At 42.1% G+C, this 17,972-nt stretch carries 16 protein-coding genes; 5 read left to right on the plus strand and 11 right to left on the minus strand.

What is annotated here, in order from left to right:
• Positions 1–321 precede the first annotated feature (321 nt).
• The gene (locus RAM70_RS16875; protein WP_193745600.1) at positions 322–567 is read left to right on the plus strand and encodes a hypothetical protein; all 246 of its coding nucleotides are present in this window, start codon (positions 322–324) and stop codon (positions 565–567) included.
• On the opposite strand, the gene RAM70_RS16880 is transcribed toward RAM70_RS16875, so the two are convergent.
• The 3 genes from RAM70_RS16880 to RAM70_RS16890 form a co-directional block, all read right to left on the minus strand.
• The gene (locus tag RAM70_RS16880; protein WP_045357837.1) at positions 545–1,306 is read right to left on the minus strand and encodes a sulfite exporter TauE/SafE family protein; all 762 of its coding nucleotides are present in this window, start codon (positions 1,304–1,306) and stop codon (positions 545–547) included. The genes RAM70_RS16875 and RAM70_RS16880 overlap by 23 nt on opposite strands.
• A complete protein-coding gene (locus RAM70_RS16885; protein WP_045357840.1) occupies positions 1,307–1,858 on the minus strand; it encodes a DUF2854 domain-containing protein in 552 nt (183 codons plus the stop codon).
• 142 nt (positions 1,859–2,000) lie between these two features.
• Complete coding sequence (locus tag RAM70_RS16890) at positions 2,001–3,683, minus strand: alpha/beta hydrolase (protein WP_045357843.1); 1,683 nt, start codon at positions 3,681–3,683, stop codon at positions 2,001–2,003.
• A 323-nt stretch (positions 3,684–4,006) separates the two neighbouring features.
• Between RAM70_RS16890 and RAM70_RS16895 the strand changes: the two genes are divergently transcribed.
• The gene (locus tag RAM70_RS16895; RefSeq protein ID WP_288016859.1) at positions 4,007–5,023 is read left to right on the plus strand and encodes an IS4 family transposase; all 1,017 of its coding nucleotides are present in this window, start codon (positions 4,007–4,009) and stop codon (positions 5,021–5,023) included.
• 195 nt (positions 5,024–5,218) lie between these two features.
• On the opposite strand, the gene RAM70_RS16900 is transcribed toward RAM70_RS16895, so the two are convergent.
• Together RAM70_RS16900 and RAM70_RS16905 are read right to left on the minus strand one after the other, a co-directional pair.
• The gene (locus RAM70_RS16900) at positions 5,219–6,505 is read right to left on the minus strand and encodes a mechanosensitive ion channel family protein (RefSeq protein ID WP_312674745.1); all 1,287 of its coding nucleotides are present in this window, start codon (positions 6,503–6,505) and stop codon (positions 5,219–5,221) included.
• Between the two features lies 1 nt (position 6,506).
• Positions 6,507–7,781, minus strand: a complete 1,275-nt coding sequence (locus RAM70_RS16905; RefSeq protein ID WP_190380273.1) for a sugar ABC transporter substrate-binding protein — start codon at positions 7,779–7,781, stop codon at positions 6,507–6,509.
• Positions 7,782–8,534: 753 nt separating this feature from the next.
• Between RAM70_RS16905 and RAM70_RS16910 the strand changes: the two genes are divergently transcribed.
• Complete coding sequence (locus RAM70_RS16910) at positions 8,535–9,878, plus strand: chloride channel protein (protein WP_190380272.1); 1,344 nt, start codon at positions 8,535–8,537, stop codon at positions 9,876–9,878.
• A gap of 146 nt (positions 9,879–10,024) precedes the next feature.
• Here RAM70_RS16910 and RAM70_RS16915 read toward each other — a convergent pair whose 3' ends face one another.
• The 5 genes from RAM70_RS16915 to RAM70_RS16935 all read right to left on the minus strand — a co-directional run bounded on the left by RAM70_RS16915 (position 10,025) and on the right by RAM70_RS16935 (position 14,605).
• Entirely contained in the window at positions 10,025–10,456 is a 432-nt protein-coding gene (locus RAM70_RS16915) for a DUF29 domain-containing protein (RefSeq protein ID WP_312674746.1), read from the minus strand.
• Between the two features lie 78 nt (positions 10,457–10,534).
• Complete coding sequence (locus RAM70_RS16920) at positions 10,535–12,286, minus strand: mechanosensitive ion channel family protein (RefSeq protein WP_193745601.1); 1,752 nt, start codon at positions 12,284–12,286, stop codon at positions 10,535–10,537.
• A gap of 279 nt (positions 12,287–12,565) precedes the next feature.
• Entirely contained in the window at positions 12,566–13,969 is a 1,404-nt protein-coding gene (gene gad, locus RAM70_RS16925; protein ID WP_045357856.1) for a glutamate decarboxylase, read from the minus strand.
• 28 nt (positions 13,970–13,997) lie between these two features.
• Positions 13,998–14,387 (minus strand): DUF1345 domain-containing protein, encoded by a 390-nt coding sequence (locus tag RAM70_RS16930; RefSeq protein WP_238567759.1) that lies wholly within the window; start codon positions 14,385–14,387, stop codon positions 13,998–14,000.
• Positions 14,336–14,605, minus strand: coding sequence for a hypothetical protein (locus RAM70_RS16935; RefSeq protein WP_288001592.1), 270 nt, complete (start codon positions 14,603–14,605; stop codon positions 14,336–14,338). Before RAM70_RS16935 ends, RAM70_RS16930 begins: the two co-directional genes overlap by 52 nt.
• A gap of 410 nt (positions 14,606–15,015) precedes the next feature.
• On the opposite strand from RAM70_RS16935, the gene RAM70_RS16940 reads away from it, so the two are divergent.
• Positions 15,016–15,570 (plus strand): hypothetical protein, encoded by a 555-nt coding sequence (locus RAM70_RS16940; RefSeq protein ID WP_190380270.1) that lies wholly within the window; start codon positions 15,016–15,018, stop codon positions 15,568–15,570.
• 189 nt (positions 15,571–15,759) lie between these two features.
• Here RAM70_RS16940 and RAM70_RS16945 read toward each other — a convergent pair whose 3' ends face one another.
• The gene (locus RAM70_RS16945; RefSeq protein WP_002741005.1) at positions 15,760–16,230 is read right to left on the minus strand and encodes a DUF4079 domain-containing protein; all 471 of its coding nucleotides are present in this window, start codon (positions 16,228–16,230) and stop codon (positions 15,760–15,762) included.
• A 380-nt stretch (positions 16,231–16,610) separates the two neighbouring features.
• Between RAM70_RS16945 and der the strand changes: the two genes are divergently transcribed.
• Complete coding sequence (gene der / locus RAM70_RS16950; RefSeq protein WP_002782109.1) at positions 16,611–17,969, plus strand: ribosome biogenesis GTPase Der; 1,359 nt, start codon at positions 16,611–16,613, stop codon at positions 17,967–17,969.
• The last annotated feature ends 3 nt before the right edge of the window (positions 17,970–17,972 follow it).

Raw genomic sequence — 17,972 nt, forward strand, 5'->3', positions numbered from 1 at the left:
ACAAATGCTCAAACTCCCGCTCCCATGATCCCATCTCCTCAAGGGGCGTAAATATTTGCGTAATCTTGACTCAGATTAAATTTTTTGTCAAAAAAATATGGCTCTTCTCGACTTTGTGTGATAATTTTTGCTTAGGGAATACTGAAGTGCTTATCGGGCAAGACTTTTAGGACTATTTTGACGTTCGGCGATGCTCAGACGTTCGGCGAAGCTCAGTCGAGCCGTCGAGCCGCGGAAGAAACTATCAGTATAGACCTCGTTTCCACACAGAAACCAGAAGAGCCAAAATATCTATTTGTTATCTGATAGATGCTAAGTTTTTTGAAGGATAAAATTGATAATTTTCCCCTGATTAATTTAATGAAGCTCAAACCTAAAACTACAAGAGAACAGCATTTTTCAGCGATCAAAGCTCCTAGATTAGAAAGAATCAAGGGAAATTTATTAATTGATACCATTACGCTGACTCTCTGTGCTGTTATTGGTGGGGCAGAAACTTGGGAAGACTACCTGATCATTAAGATAACTACTATAACTCGGTTTGTTAACGAAGCCAATAAACTATAGCGGTAATAATACTCAGAATTACCACAGTCTGGCGCAGATAACTAGGAGAGATAATTCTGGCTAGTTTTCCCCCCAATAAACCCCCAATTAAAGAGCCAATTGCTACCATTATCGCCGCCGACCAATATACCTGATTAGAAAAGAGAAAAAACCAAGATGCGGCCACATTAACAACCAAAGAAAGCAACTGTTTTAAAGCATTTAATCTAGTGAGATTATCCTTGAGAAATAAGCCCAAAATTGCCAACTCGATCACACCTAAACCGGCTCCGAAATAACCACCATAAATTGAAGCGAGAGCGATGGGTAAAACTGCCAAAATTTCTGGGATATGACCATTTTTGTCCCCCTGTCGCCGCTGCAGCCAAGAGCGTAAAGTATCTTGAAAAGCCAATAAAGCCGCCGCTAAAAGAATCAGAAAAGGAATCAGGCGCTCAAATACTTTATCACTGCTATTTAATAGCAAAATACCACCGATAATGCCGCCAATAACTGCCGATGGTAGCAATAACTGAATCCGTTTTTGTTGCCCGTGCAGGTCTTTTTTTTGGGCGAGGGTTGCTCCCAGATAACCGGGGCATAAAGCGACGGTATTAGTCACATTTGCCATCACCGGTGGGATACCCACCGCCATCAGCGTCGGAAAAGTAATCAGACTACCGCCACCGGCAAGAGCATTAATTAAGCCGGCAGCCACGGCAGCGAGTGCCAAGAAGCCATACTGAATAGGCGTGAGCATTTAGGCGTTAGGAATAGTAATTAGGGCTAAATCAATTTTTTCCTCGTCAACTTGCTTAATTTCGGCTCTAATTCCTGGGCCAAAGTATCTTTCAATTTTTTCCTGTTTTGCCAGCCACTTTTCTAGGGGTAAAAGGGGCGATTCAAATTCTAGGGTGAGACAATAGGCGGAATCAACAGCAGTTTCACGAATTCCCACTAAAGTCGGTCTTTCCTCGTCCGTGGGGCTTAATCCTAGCTTTTCTAGGGCTTCATCCAGATGCACTTCCTGTCCGTAGCGATAGCGGGTGACATCGTTGCGAAGTTTGGTTTGGGTGACAGTAGCCTGTTGTTGGCGCAATTGCAAGATTTCGGGGCTAGTGGGTTGACTGAAGGGGATAGGTTTGATTTCTGAAGCTTTTAGGGCTAAACCTCCCAATAATAACGGTAATCCGTAGAAAAACCCCGCTAAATTGACCGTGGCGTTACCTTGGGCATAACCGATGATCCCGATAACCGTTAAAATACTGCCTAAAATTAAGCCAAAGTATGATAGTCTAATTTTCCTGAGCATGAAATAATTTTTTTCTTGAGTACGCTAATCCTTTAGAGATTATACAACTCAAGAGAATCTTTTTTGCAGATGGGCGGTGGGGAGATTTTTCAGTTATTAGCTACTGAAGGCAATTAGTGTCTATTGCCTATTGCCTTAGTGTCTATTGCCGATGTACTCGCAATTTCTCAATTAATTGAGATAATTTCTGGTCAGAAGCGGCAGTAATGAAGTCTAATTTAAACTTTTGTCCCTGACTGAGATATTCTGCATAACTAGACAGAAGAAAAGGACGAAACTTGTCATTATCAGCAATATAAACTTCAAAAAAAGAGACCAATAAAGCCCCCGCATAATCCTCGATTAAATTTTGATCGGGTAAAGTGATATTGACCGCAGACTCCAGGGTTTTTTGCATTCCTGCATCCAATTCCGTAAAATTTACATGAGCTTGTCCCTCCACCATGACCAGATATTTATCAGGCGTTTTTAACCAAGTAAAAGGAATGGCCTGTTCAAAAATCGGATTAGCTGCTGGGTCATAACTTCCGGAACCCAAGAGGACAGGAATCGAGATTTTACTTAAACCTTTTTCCCCAAAAATACTGCGGTTAACGGGATTAGCTGCAAAGACGGCCGTGACTCGTTCATCGCGAAAATTATAGACCTGTCTAGGCAATTCTAGGGCGCGACATTCCAGTAAAATAGCGATATTAATCCCGGAGTAAGGACGATTACAATCTTGGGCGAGATTATCAAAATCAATTTGTGCGCCGGCAACAGCTAGAGATGTATAACCCCCGAAGGAATGACCCGCTACTCCCACATTAGTTAGGTCAAGTTTACCTTGAAATTGACTAGCATTACGTCTGGCTAATTCATCGATGACAAAGCTAATATCTTTGGGTCGATTAATAAACTCATCTCGATCAAAAATATTGCGATAATACCCCCCTAACATTCCTTGCAGGTATTTGATATCACTGCCGGGGTGTTGCGGTGCTGCTACTAAAAATCCGTAGGAAGCTAGATGTTCAATTACTTGGGCATAATCTTCCGGTCGCGAGGCTAATCCGTGGGAAAAAATAATTACAGGTGTTTTACCGTCTCGGAAAGTTTCCGGGATATAAACATTCACATATAAACTGCGATTGCGACTGCTATCGGTTAGGTTCCAAACTTCTTTTTTTACCTGAAAGCTACCGCGCTGACGCAGATCGGGTAAACTGGCATAATTAATCGCTGGTTTAACGGCAGCGGCTTCCTCGGCTGTCCAGAGGCGCATATCTTTGATAAATACTTCCGCCACATAAACCGCATAATCGATGGTTTTAGCTAATCCGAGGATTTCTTCCCCCTGTAACTGTATATTATTGGGGAATTTTTTCAGCACATTTAAAAGGGTTAATCCCCCCGGATCAAAAGCGGCACTAACAATCGCACCCCGCAGGGCATATTTACCATTAATTCCCCCTTGAATGGTGATGCTTTTGCCCAAACGAGAGAGCATATCAGCACCCATCACACTATTAAAAAAACGAGATAGTAAAATGGGATCGATGTCAATCTTTGTTAATAAAGCCTCACGAAATTTCTCTCTTTCTTCGGGAGTTGCTCTGGCCAGAAAATTTTTTAAATTAGCATCGATTTTTCCTTCTTTAGCAAAGGTTTCTAGGGATGCTACCGATACAGAAAAGACGAGGGGAGTATAGACAAATTCAATTTCTTCGGCGGCTTTTAGGGGTAAAGCGGTCATACTCGCAGCGAAAAGACCTAGGAGGAAAGCTCGCAGCCGACGGGTGGGATTATTTCTGGGAAAACGATTTTGTAACCGGGGGATAATCATGAGATTTTTAGTTAGGGTAGATGACAAAAATTAAAAGGTAAAAGTGGCATGGCGAGTGGTGTCCATAGCCAACAAACTAGGAACAGTCGGTTGAGAAACGGTCTTGGTTACTTGGTTTCCTTGACGATAGATTAATCTGGGTGATTTTGATTCTAGGTTATTGAGTATTTCTGAATATACTATCTAACCTAGATAGTATATGAAAGTTGTTTTTATGTCAAGATATAAACTCAGAAGTGTTGAACGTTGAGAAAAGTCAGAAAAAAAATGCTATTATAGATAGAATCTAGACAACTTATTCCCCTCACAATAGGGAGTTTGCCCTGATGACGAATTTTTCAAAACTCATAAAAGAGCTTCTCAAACCACTGCCTAAAAATGACTACCCCGCTTTAGATACTTTTACATTTTTGTCCTGTTGGATTGGTTTTGCTTTAGATAAAAGCATCGTCAGTATGAGGGACTTATGCAGTAGAATGGTACTTCAAGGAATTAATGTAAATTTATCCACATTTTCTAAGGCAAGCAAAATTAGAGAAACAAGTCCATTTGAGAAAGTCATTGTCGAATTAAATAAGCGTTTAGTTGCCAAAAAAGGAATAGAGAATGCGCGAGCTTTATTTCCTATTGACTCAACAATAATTAGCTTAACCAGTAAATTACTATGGTCCCAGGGATGGCATCAAGTAAAACTATTCTCTGGTCTTAATAGTATCACAACAGAGGTGGTCGGAATACTCATCCATTTTGGTCAAGGTCATGACTCAAAAGAAGGAGGAAAAACGATAGAAGCAATTCCTGTAAATGGAGTTGGAGCAATGGATAGAGGATTTGCGTCTAATCAAAGAATCACCGAATTATTAGAGAGTAGTGACAAGCATTTTGTCTTGAGAGTGAAAAATAATATTAGCCTAGAGATGCTCGAAAATGGCAAGTGTAAACTCGGAAAAGATAAAAGACAAATAGAAGTAAGAGTAGTCGCTTTTTGCGACCTAGAAAGTCAAACAGAATTTCGGCTGGCGACAGATTTACCTCTAGAAGGAGAAGGAGCAGTTAGTAATGAAGAAGTTGCCGAAATTTACATCCAAAGATGGCAAATAGAACTGCTGTGGAAATTTTTAAAAATGCATCTAAAGTTGGATAATCTAATCACTAAAAACGAGAACGGAATCCGCCTACAGATCTATAGTTGCATTATCGCTTATCTGATTCTACAGCTAATAGATATTGAAGAAGGATTTGGGAAAAGCTTATTAGACAAACTGCGCTATTTACAGAGTTTCATGTGTCAACATATTAGCTATGTACACTGGTTCCGGAGGATTGTCTATTCAATTTAAAATTTGATGTTATAGGGGTATTATGCTTGTCAATGTAAAGTTTTATTACAGGATTCAACGTTTCTGATATAAACTATTAATAAAAAACAATAAATAGATGAATTTAATAAGTGAAAGTGATATATTTTCAGATGAAAATAATCAGATAAGATTTTTGACCAATATAAATTGCTAATCATTGCGAATATGAATATCTTACTGCGGGAAGAGAATCTCGATACCCTGTTGATTAAACCTATCAAGAATAACACAATTAATATCACTAATGACTCGCTTTTTCCTATTAACATCATCCAACCAGAACTTTAATTCAAAGTTTAAACTAGAATGATCAAAATTAAGAAAAAAGGCTACTGGTTGCGGGTTTTTAAGTATATGAGGATGTTGGTCAGCAATGTCTAGCAATAAATTCATCACCTGTTGAGCGTTAGAATTATAACCAACTCCGATAACAATTGAACAATAAATCAAGTTATCACTACCCGTATAGGTGGTGACATCCTCAGTAAAAAACTTTTGATTGGGAATAATTTTTTCGGAATTGTCTGTAAGAATTTGCACCGTTGTCGCTCGAATACCTAGCTTTTTTACCTGAGAAGTCTGTCCTTCAATATTAATGATATCACCGGGTTTGAGAACTTTTTCAAATAATAGTAAAATACCGCTAATGAAATTATTTACTACTTCCTGCATACCGAAACCAATACCCACCGATAAACCGCCAGTAATTGCCGCTATTGCCGTTCCATTAACTCCCACATAACCCAAGATGATAATAAAACCTAAGACAATGAAAAAATAACGTCCTAACAGTAAAGTTGCTTCAATTTCACCGCGACTCACTTGCTGATTTAAAATAGCAATACTCAGAATTATACTCTCTACAAGAATAACAATAATTACCAGAAAATAGGGAGCTATTATCAAAATGAATATGCTGCTCAATGTGATCGGACTATTGAATAAATTGAAGGGAGATACTTGGGCAATTTCCTGAATATTATTGTAGAAACCAATAATGGTTCTCAGGAGGAATAATACCAATAAAGGTGCTAAAAGCCGAAAATGATAATATTTAATTTTATTGACGGAAAACTTGGCGTATAATCCAGCTAATAAACCACGATAAACTAAATAAAAACACATTAGTTCTATAGAGAAATTAATCATTCCTCTTGTCCAGTTTTGACTGGAAAAAATTAGATAATTTAAGTCAAGTAAAATTAGGCTAATAACTGGAAAATTAAGAAACTGTATCAGGATAGCAAAATATTGACTTAGGGTTAACTTTTTATCACTATGGATAAAACTGGTGACGTGAGGAAATCTTTTTTTTAAGCAATACCATAACCATTTTGATAATAACCAAGCAAGAATTAAAGACAGAAAAATGATCGTTAATTGACTTTGAACATTTCTGCGTCCTAAAAATAATAATTGGTTAGCAATTATTTCCGAAAGAGAGGGAATATTGTTGTTCATATTACTGATCAAGACCTGATTGAATATAAAGTGTCAGTTTTTGGGCTGCTGCTGAGGGAGATATTTCACCAGCGATCACTCTTTCATACCAAAATTCTCCTTGTTCTAAAATTTGATTCAACTTTTCCCAATCATCCAGAGGAACTGCCACGGCATTTTGAGATTGTTGTAATAATACCGATTCGATCGGTAGCAAATTTCCTTCGATCTGTACCCGTCGATTAGTGGGAATAAAACTTTCTGTTTGGGTGATTGCTTGTAATTGTTGTTCGGGATTAGTGAAAAATTTTCCTAAAGCTAATCCCAAACTATTTTCATTATCACTATTGTTGCGATTAAATACCATCACCCGTGTATAGAGAATTGGTGCTGCTTTACCTTGAGTTTCTTGGGGAAGTAAAGCGACTCTGAGATCATCTTTTAGGCTATTTTTTAAATCGGCAATTTCAATAGAATTACACACATAATAGGTTAAGCGGCCTCTAGCAAAGGCATCATGAAGTAATTCCCGTTGACGATTGAGGATAAAATTAGGCTGTGACGAGGCAAATTTTAGCCATTCTAGCCATTTTGCCCAACCATCTAAGCGAGGTTGCAGCCGACCCTGATCATCCCACAAATAGCCGCCAAAAATTGCCATTCCCCAAAAAGTATCTTCAAAAGAGGACACCATCCCCACAGAATAGCCTTTGCGCGCACGTTCCACTAATCCCCCTAAACTGCTGGGAGGTTGCTTCAGCAGCGGATCGGTACTAACTTGTAATTTTCTTTGATTATAACACAGTACATTAGTACGAGAACCTAAAGGAATGCCATAGATTTTTCCTTGATAGCTAACTTGTTTCAGCGTCGGGGGATAATAAATAGATAAATCTAGATTTTTCTGGTCAATTTCCTTCAGTACCCCTTGGGATACTAATCTGGGTATATTTTTCGAAAAAATTAGAATAACACTCGCACCTAATCCGCTTTGAGATTGTTTAAAAAAAAGTTCGGGTATCTCATCGATAGGAATAGCTTGTTCAAGAATTGTCACCTGCGGATTTAATTTTCTAAACTCTTGCAAAACGAGACCTAATAATTTAGTTAAATTTCCCTCTTCTGGATACCAAACCAAAAGGGTTCCTTGCCGTTGCTCCGATGATTGGTTAGGAAGATCACTAAAACAAGCATAAAGAAAAATTGGCATCAAGATAAAAAGCAATAGGAGCGATATAATTCTCCTTAGTTTTTTACTTCTCCAAGCAGTTTTAACTCTGAGCATTAGGGATTGCATTGATCGTGATCCTTCAAAAATCTTGCTGTCTATTCATAGTATCATGAAAGTGTAACCAATAATCTTGTTATTTTCTAACACTCTAATATCCAGTTTAATGCACTACGGTTCACAGTAAATACTCAACCTGAAAGCTATTCTTGCTCCCTGGCAGGAATCATTAAATAACTACCTCTTAAAAACCCAAGTGAACCCCATAAAAAAGACAAATTTGTTCGCCATTCCTGACAGCAAACAATTATTACTTGTCCGAAAAAGCCGAAAATAATGCCGCTCAAAAAGCCAAGATAACCACCTAAATTTAACACCACGATCCCCCATCTATATCTTTAAAATGCCAAGACCAATAACTAAGTAGTCGTGCAAAATTAATTTCCTAGTGAAGATAGGCAAGAGGCAAGAGGCAAGAGGCAAGAGGTGGTTAGATATGTGTAATTAATTTTGCTTAGGTACTTATAACAAACTTCAACAACAGCTAAATAACTGGGTTGTTCAGAACATATTATGCTAAATTACTTAGTTATTAAGGATAGGGCCAAGTCCATAGGCCAATACTTGATCTAGGGACCTAAGGCTTGCTCCCCCTCCCAACCTTTTCAGGAAAAAACTTAGTCAGAACCACGGTATAGCGCACCTAAATAAAATGTCAACCCCCTCCGTTTGCCGTCGTGCGACACCTCACTTCTAGGGCCTACCCGTTCACGTCTTTACTTATCACCGAGATCCAGCATTAAATGAAGGTAATTCAACTCTATGGCAAATGATAAACCACAACCTCTGTTAACTAGGATAGGCCGCTGGGCTGTTGCTGGTCTGCTCGGCGGTTTGATCGGCTCTCTGGCTGCGGTACTGCTGACCCAGGCGATCAAGCAAACCCTCGATATTGCCTCTAGACTGGATAGCGTTTGGCGACTGCTGCTGCCTCTGGTGGGCGTTACCTTAGCAGTGCTAGTCCTGTTTGGACTGGGTAGGGGGCAACCCGTGCAGACCTTAGCTCCCCGGGGGGCGACTTCCTCTGGCCGCTGGGGTTCTCTCATGGACTGGTACTCCTTCCCCCATGACATTGCTCGCGCCGATTTGACCGGTGACGTGGTCAACGCATCCGGTGCCGAAGAGCGCTTCCCCTGGAATCTAGCCCCCTTGCGCGCCCTAGCCATCCTCTCCACTGTTGGGCTGGGGGCGCCCATGGGAACAGAATCACCAGCGGCTCATATTGGCGTGGCGACGGGAACCTGGTTAGGTAGCACAAATCCAGCCCTGGGTCAACTGGTGCGGCCGCTGGCCATCGGCGGCGGTGCGGCCAGTGTTTCTGCCCTGATGGGAATCCCTCTGGTGGGCAGCTTCTTTATGTTTGAGTTGAGTCAGCGACGCCAGGTTCCGATCACCCCGGAGCGAGTGGCGGCGATGTTAGCCGGGGGACTGGTGGGATGGGGAGTCAACGCTGCCTTTAAGCTGCAACTGATCCGGCTGGTCGTGCCGCAGGTTGCCCCGACTGACTTCGGGGATGCGGTGGGTGCCACTTTGTTGATCGGATTGGTCGTCGGCACGATTACAGCCCTCACCGGTGAGGCGATCTACTGGGCCAGAGGCTTGCGGGACAGGCCCGCCACTCGTCTCCTGATCGGTGGCCTGGTGATGCTATTCTTGGCGATCGTGATCGGACAGGTGGCGACCCCCGCAGCGGCTTTTGGACCAGGGGGAGCCGCTATCGTCTGGGCCGAAAACATTGAAACGACTCCTTATCACCTGTTGGCGGTAGCTCTGCTCCGGGCTGCCGCCACCACCGCTGCCGTTTTAGCCGGGGGCTGTGGTGGCGTGTTTGTCCCTTTTCTGGCGATCGGCGACCTCAGTGGCCGGGTGTTCGCAACCACCTTTGAGATTTCGGGGGATCTGGCCGGTGCGGCGGGGGCAGCAGCCGGTATTGCTGGCGGCTATCGCCTACCTTTGACCGCCGTGGCGATGGTACTGGGGGTAGGGGGTCCGGGGGCGGCCCAGCTAACCTGCCTTGCTACAGTGGTCGTCGCCGCCCTTTCGGGATTGGTGGCCGCACGGGCAGCCAATCAACTCTCCAGTTCCCTGCGGGCAATGATCCGCTAGAAGCCACGGTCAGGTCTCCACTGAGCCGAAAATTTAGGTGATCGCGGTTGTTAGTTGGTGAAGAATTGGGCGGGTAATTGCCTCCTTTAATCTCATCCCCCTAAAAACGATCGCCCTTAGCTCCAGCAGCAAACTGCGATCGCCTTTTATCGTTCCGACAAATGAAGAGAACGATTTAAAATATTCTCAATGCCGTAGGGACAAACGGGTGGAAACTCTAATCCCGTCTCTCTAAAGGCATCGCAACAAGCAACAGCATAGAGTTTAAATAGGCTTTCATCGGTTAAATATCCCTTTAAACTGGGGCTATCGTCCAAATAGAGCCTAATATTAGCCCGTTCTCGTTGAATAGTTCCCAGCCAACTGCGGGATCGCCGTTGAGGTTGATAGTCCCACTTTAATAAATGATGCAAAATTAATCTTAGACTAGCGAGTAAGCGATCGCGCTCCCGTTTCGACAAATCCCGCACCTCTTCGACTAAATTCTCAATATCCAACTCGGCAAACCGACCAGAGGCTAATAAATCGGCCATTTGTTCGGCCCAAAGTCCAAAGTCTTGCTCATAGGATGCCGTCATCGATTTATCTCCTTCTAAGCTCAATTAACATTATATTAATAATCCGCCAAAAGTGAGGGCTTAAAAACGGATTTACTATCATAATGTGTTGTTTTCTTGATTGTCTGAAGATTGAACGCGAAAGGGAGGCGCAACATAATCGGAAGGTAAATAATTTTCGGGAATGGTTGTTGTATTTCCATCTCGTAGGGAGGTGTAACTGGGAGAGAGAATCTCAATCCCGGCTTCATTACACTTATCTTGAATATTTTGATGGAGTTCTGAATAAATTATTACCATCAAATTGGGTTGGTTAGTGTAAGCATTTAATTGATAACTGATGTAAAAATTATCTAGGCTAGTTTGCAGGACAAAAGGTGCGGGTTCTTTGAGAATATGCTCAGTTTCTAGAGCAGCTTCAATTAAGGTTTTGTGGGCTTTTCGCCAAGGCAGATCGTACCCTAGGGTAATCGTTGTCTGAATAATTAGATTTCTGTTTAATTCCCGCGAGGAAATACTAAAGTTAATCACATTACTACTTAATAAAGATGAGTTAGGAATAGTAATGATTTTATTAGTGGGAGTGCAAATGCGAATGACTAGGAAGTTTTTTTCAATTAGATCGCCAATTACATCTCCTACCTGAATGTGATCTCCGATGCGAAAGGCACGGGTATAGATAAGAATAATTCCCCCAATGACATTGGCGATTGCCGAAGTAGAACCAAGGGATAAAAGAAGACCGAGAAAAACAGAAACACCTCGGAAAGCAGGGGAATCAAAACCGGGTAAATAGGGAAAAGCCACTATTGCTGCTAAGGCAATAATTATGACTAATAGGAGATTGTAAGTAGGTTTAGCCCAATCAGTATAAAAACCAGGAATAACCAGATTTCCTCTTTCTATTGCTGTAAAAAAGGGCTTGATTAGCCGGATTAAGTAGTAAGTTATAAAAATGATTATGGCAATAATAAAGGCATTGGGAAGATATTGGCCAATCGACGATAAAACCAGTTCTAATGATTGAGAAAAATAACCTAAAATACTCTCGCTAAAAACTCTTGTCCAGGGAAATAAACTAAGTACAAATGTGGCATAATGAAATAATAATAAAAACAGAACAAATAAGCGAATTATCCGAAAAACTCGCAGCCAAAAAAAGCTGATTTTAGAGGAAGATACAATCTCGATATTCCCGATTTGAATGCCCGGTGTCAAGGATTCAATCAAACGTCTAATGAAGGGAAATAGCTTCCCTGAAATTTTGATAACTGCAAAGCTAATAATCAAGAAAGCAAAGGTGGCTATAACCGTATAAATGATATTCTTAAGTAGTTGTTCGGGTTTTCGATCTTGGCGATATTGAGCGATAGCGACCTGAATTTTTTGTAAAGCTTGTTGAGCTAAAACCTCCGGCGTTGAACGATAGGCTTTTGCATCTCGCTCCGTCACCGTTAGAATTACTTCTTGATCTACACTTAAATAAAGTGAGTTATCATCAGGAATCTGCTCAATTGTCAGGTTCTCAATAGGAATAGAATCATTTTGAGCAATTCTTTCAATTCTCCGGGTAATAGCGTTAGCTCTCTCCTCCGCCGAAAATGAAGAAACTCCCCGCCGGATAAAAAAGAGAGTTTTTCCATCTAACATAACTGGAAAGCCGTCAATTTTGTTTTCCGGTTGTGTCGGATTTTGAGCTATTCCCAAAAGAGGGGAGGTTAGAGTCAGTAGTAAAACTACAAAAAATATTAGCAAGGTATGCCCAATTTTTTTCATCCATCCTCTAGCTTTAGATGGTGTAGTTGGCATTAAATATCTTTGATTAATATCGACAGCTGGTACAAATTGCATAGGATTAAGTCAGATTTTTTTGTGTGTAGTCGGGTAAGATTTAGGCATTACTGTCCTCGATCATACCAATTTTCAATAGTTGTGACTAACATCTGAAAGCCCGATTCCCCTCTGAGAGAGGAATCGCGCTTCGGAATAATTAACTAAGTCTGTCATCACTTTTGAAAAATGACATAAAGTACAGAAATACTAAGTTAAGACAGGAGTGGAAAAATTAGCAAAACTTTGTAAGGGTTGCCAATATTTAGGAAATTTAAGCGAGTTTTTCCTCAACATCTGTTAGTGATGGAAATGGGAACCAGATAATTTTGACTGATAATTAGACTGAGATTTAAAGAAGGCGATCGCTGACTGAAGATCCCGCAACAACAGAGCCGCCATATCGCGACTAAATCCCTCTTTGATCACCACGCGCTGCACGGTTAAATCTTGGCGATTTTTGGGCATTGTATAGGCAGGAACCAACCAACCCCGCTCGCGCAATTTATCGGCTAAATCGAATAAACTATAATTAGCTTGATCGCTAATTGTCTCCTTTAATTTCCAAGCAAAAACCGGAATAGTGCTGCCATCGGTGATTAATTCAAACGGTCCGATCTTAGCGATTTCCCCCGATAAATACAGAGCCGTATCTCGACAGGCTTGATGAATTTGTCGATAACCCTCTTTGCCCAAGCGTAAAAAATTATAATATTGAGCGACTACTTGATTGCCGGGACGAGAAAAATTAAGAGCAAAATTAGGCAGATCACCGCCTAAATAATTACAATGAAAAATTAATTCTTCTGGCAATTCTTGCCGATCTCGCCAGATAATCCAACCGACACCGGGATAGACTAAACCGTATTTATGCCCGGAAGCATTAATCGATTTAACCCATTTGAGGCGAAAATCCCAGACTAAATCGGGATCGAGAAAAGGGGCGATAAAACCACCACTAGCACCATCGACGTGCAGGGGAACTTGCCAGCCGGTTTCTCTGTTCAATTTTTCTAGGGCATCATTAATTTCTTGGACGGGTTCGTAACTACCATCAAAGGTACTACCCATAATGGCAATTACCCCGATCGTATTCTCATCAATTAGTTTAATTGCTTCGGTCGCATTGAGATGAAAACGATTCCCTTCCATCGGCACAAAACGCGGTTCTACCTCCCAATAACGACAGAATTTTTCCCAACAAACTTGCACATTAATGCCCATGACTAAATTAGGTTTATCGGTGGGTTTACCCTCTTTTTGTCGGCGTTTGCGCCACTGCCATTTTAAAGCCATGCCTCCCAACATCGCCGCTTCACTGGAACCAATGGTAGAACAACCGGTTGCCGCTTCGCTTTCGGGAGCATTCCAGAGTCTAGCGATCATATTCACACAACGCAGTTCAATTTCGGCGGTTTGTGGGTATTCATCCTTGTCGATCATGTTTTTATCGAAGGTTTCCGCCATTAATTGTTTGGCTTCCGGTTCCATCCAAGTGGTGACAAAAGTAGCCAGATTCAGGCGAGAATTACCATCAAGGGCGAGTTCATCGCGGATTAAATTGTACGCCACCGCCGGCGGCATTTCTCCCTCGGGAATCTCGTATTTAGGTACAGCGGAAGTCAGGGCGCGAGAAGCATAGGTGGGGGTAATTAGTGTCTCTTCCGGACTCAGGCGATCGAGATTAATTTTCTGATGAACCATAACTTCCTTAATAAAATATCTTTTTTGCTTAGAGTAAATTACCGATCATGCCAAAAATAATAGCAATAATCGAGACGGATAAAAAATAGGAAAGCATCCCGTCGGTTGCTACCAGCCGCCGCATCGCCGTACTATTAATACTTGTATCGGAGGTTTGATAACAAGCCACCATACAAAAACCTTGATAGAGAAATTCCGTCCAATTAGGTCGATCGCAATCGGGAAAAACTAGGCCCTTACCATCATGATAGTAGCGCACTGCATATTCTTGGCTGTAGATCAGTTGTATGGCTAACCAAGCACTAATAATACCCAAAAAACCACAAGCAAAATGAACGATGGCGTGTTCGGAAGCGAGCAGATAAATTAATAGTCCGAAACTGCTGATCGTATAAAATAGGGATTCCAGAAATGCCACCGATGATTGGGAGATTTTAATAGTTCTAACTGCCAGGGGGCAACGCCAGAAATTCTGTAAGCTAGTAACATAATTGCCACTATTAAAGCGAAAAGAAAAGCTAAAACCAGTCGCAGAGTATTTGTCACCGGCAGCATTAAGACCATCAGAGCGACAATTATTTGACAGAGGCAGCGAATTTGAGTATAGCTTGGTTTTCTAGAGGTTTTTTTGATCATAGATCAAAGCAGAATTATCCCTAACTATTCTCTCATAAAAATCCGCTGGGTAAATTAAGCGATCGCTGCCAGTAATTCCTGGCGACTGTACTAACACTAAATCCTGTTTAAAAGCTATAGGAGAGTGGGGAGTGGAGAGCGCCAGATCGGGGAGTGGGGAGATGGGGGAGCCAATGTCAGCAGAAAGTTAGCAAAATCATCTAGTCACACCAGTCAATAAAACCCAGTAGCAATTCTATCTATCCTATGGCAAAAGTCAAAAAGTCATCAATAATAATATGCAAGGGTTAATTATTGCTACTATGGCAAGAGTGCTTCTTGCCTGACTTCCACCAGAAGTCTGTTTTTACCTTCGGGAATTGTCAAAACCGAGATGTAGTTACTCATTGAACACCACAAAGGCTAAAATTATGAGTCATTTATCCTTATCCGAACAGATTACCGAGGAACTTCTGGCAATCCTGATCGAAGAAGAAGACACCTATCCCTGGGATGTAACCGCTGTTGAGAGTCATGATCCCTTAGACGTGACAGAAACGCCTTTTTCTCTGTGTGCAGGACTAGAAGCGACGGCGATCGAGGCACAAGCTCATAGATTCTTTAGCAGTTTACACCAGAAATTCCCGACGGTTTCCGTTTCACCCCGGTCTCATATCTTTGATCAATTTGCCTCTTTACTGCCGGCCGAACATTTAAATCGTCTAGTAGAAAGTGCTGAAAATCTAGTTAATAGTCAATTAGACAACCTTGATCGCCTTGTTGTTTGTCTTAGCGATCTCTTTCCCCAATGGTCTCCAGAAGATTTAGAGGTTTTTGCCCGTCCCTACGCCTATACTATGCGTAATGGCCAGAGCGAAACTAATATAGACACCGAAAATTGGCAAGCTCTTTCCGAAATTGAACAAATTCGCCGCAGTGCAGCCATCGCCAGCCAGATTTTCCGCGACTTGTCTTCTCCTCAATAGTCATCTCATTTTATTTTGCACCACTACATTAGGTTACACTTCATCTTTATGAGAAACACTAGCTCTCTTTATTTGATTTTTTGCTTTTTGTTTCTACCCGTCAGAAAGATTCTATAATTTGTGATTATTTTGAAAGCACTTTTCAGGTTTGGATGCGTCTGATGACGCATCCTATCTTTTGAGGTTTTCTTACATTTTGCTGAGAATACGCTGGACTATATCCATTCCCGTGAAGGCTTGCCAGCCAAAAAGACCTAAAATGACGGCATTAAGGGTAATATGGGTGATTCTCGCCAATTCGTTGCCCTTTTGCATTAAAGGTACTAAAGCGGCACTGATCGAGATTAAACCCACCATCCCTAAACCGGCCAGCAGATGGGGACCGACAAATAATTTACCGTTATTAATATAAGTTACCGCCATACCCCCGATCGTCCCCAACACCATTAAAGCGAGAATTAGGGAGCCAATTTGATAGTGTTTAGTGCGAAAATTTTTGGGCAATAATTCTTTTTTTAGGTCTTTATCTGCTGTCCGCGTCCGTCGCCATTGTAGCCCCGAATAGAGCGCATAGATAGTTAATCCTAATAAAACCCACATTAAAATGGGATGGCCAAATTGTGACCAAGTTTTTACGGCGCTGGGAATCTCGAAGTTCATAGTTGTCTGTTCTCATCAAAGATCGCTTCTTAATAAAAATTAACATGAATCGCTCGCGCTTCCTTGTTTTCTGGGTCACTGGACCTGTCATACTAAATCCCGTTTAAAAGCTATAGGAGAGTGGGGTGTGGGGAGAATAAATACAAATAGTCTCCTGACTAAGCTAAGACGCATTTAACCCGCTTATTCTTAGATTAGCCGAACCTCCCCCAATCCCTTTACTATTGCCTTTTGCCTTTTGCCTCTTGCCTCGTCTCAACAAGCAATTTAAATTACGAACAGCTTATCTTTGTTCAAACCAACGTTTAAATCAACCAAGGTCGATCGCAAATCGCTATGATAGAATATTGGGCCTTGAATTTCCGTCCCCTCCCCCTCTTATGAAACTGCCTGTCGTCGCTATTATCGGTCGTCCCAATGTGGGCAAATCCACCCTCGTCAATCGTATCGCTGGAGATCAACAGGCGATCGTTTTCGATCAACCCGGGATTACCAGAGATCGCACCTATCAACCAGCTTTCTGGTGCGATCGAGATTTTCAAATTGTCGATACAGGGGGGCTAGTTTTTAACGATGACAGCGAATTTCTCCCTTTAATCCGCGAACAGGCTTTAATCGCCCTAGCAGAGGCAAGTGTGGCGATTTTTGTCGTCGATGGGCAAGGGGGAATTACCGCCGGCGATCGAGAAATTGCCGCTTGGTTACGACAGCAAAATGTACCGATACTTTTGGCCGTCAATAAATGTGAATCGGTGGAACAGGGTATCCTGCAAGCGACGGAATTCTGGGAATTAGCCATCGGTGAACCCTTCCCCATCTCGGCCATTCACGGTTCTGGTACAGGAGAACTACTCGATGCGGTGATTAAATATTTGCCACCCGCGGCGGCAATTCCCGAAAATGAAGAGATTAAAGTGGCAATTATCGGTCGTCCTAACGTGGGTAAATCCAGTCTCCTCAATGCTTTAACCGGACAACAACGGGCGATCGTTAGTCCGATTTCGGGAACCACCAGAGACTCGATCGATACTTTAATTGAACGAGAAGGACAGGTTTATCGGTTAATTGACACCGCCGGCATTCGCCGTAAGAAGAATGTGGACTATGGAGCCGAATTTTTCAGTATTAACCGTGCTTTTAAAGCAATTCGCCGGTCTGACGTGGTACTATTCGTCATCGATGTGCTAGATGGTGTCACCGAACAGGATTTAAAATTGGCGGGACGAATTATTGAAGAAGGGCGCGCGGTGGTGCTAGTGGTCAATAAATGGGATGCAGTGGAGAAAGACACCTACACCATCAATACTTACACCAAAATGCTCCAAGATCGACTGTATTTCATGGATTGGGCAGAAATGATCTTTGTCAGCGCCATGACGGGGCAAAGAGTCACCAAAATCCTCGAATTAGTCGATATTGCCGCCGAATCTCACCGTCGTCGCGTCAGTACCTCGGTAATCAACGATGTGATCGAAGATGCGGTTAAGTGGCACAATCCCCCCACCACCAGGGGCGGAAAACAGGGGAAACTATACTATGGCACGCAAGTATCGAGTCAACCCCCCACGATCGCTCTTTTCGTTAACGATCCCCAGCGCTTTAATGATAACTATCGCCGTTACATCGAAGGGCAATTCCGGCAACAGTTAGGCTTTAAAGGAACCCCGATCCGCTTAATCTGGCGCGGCAAACCGGCGCGAGAAGTGGAAAAAACAGTTAATAGAGCCACCAAGGTCTAATTT

The sequence above is a fragment of the Microcystis wesenbergii NRERC-220 genome (assembly GCF_032027425.1).
Taxonomy (GTDB): Bacteria; Cyanobacteriota; Cyanobacteriia; order Cyanobacteriales; family Microcystaceae; genus Microcystis; species Microcystis wesenbergii_A.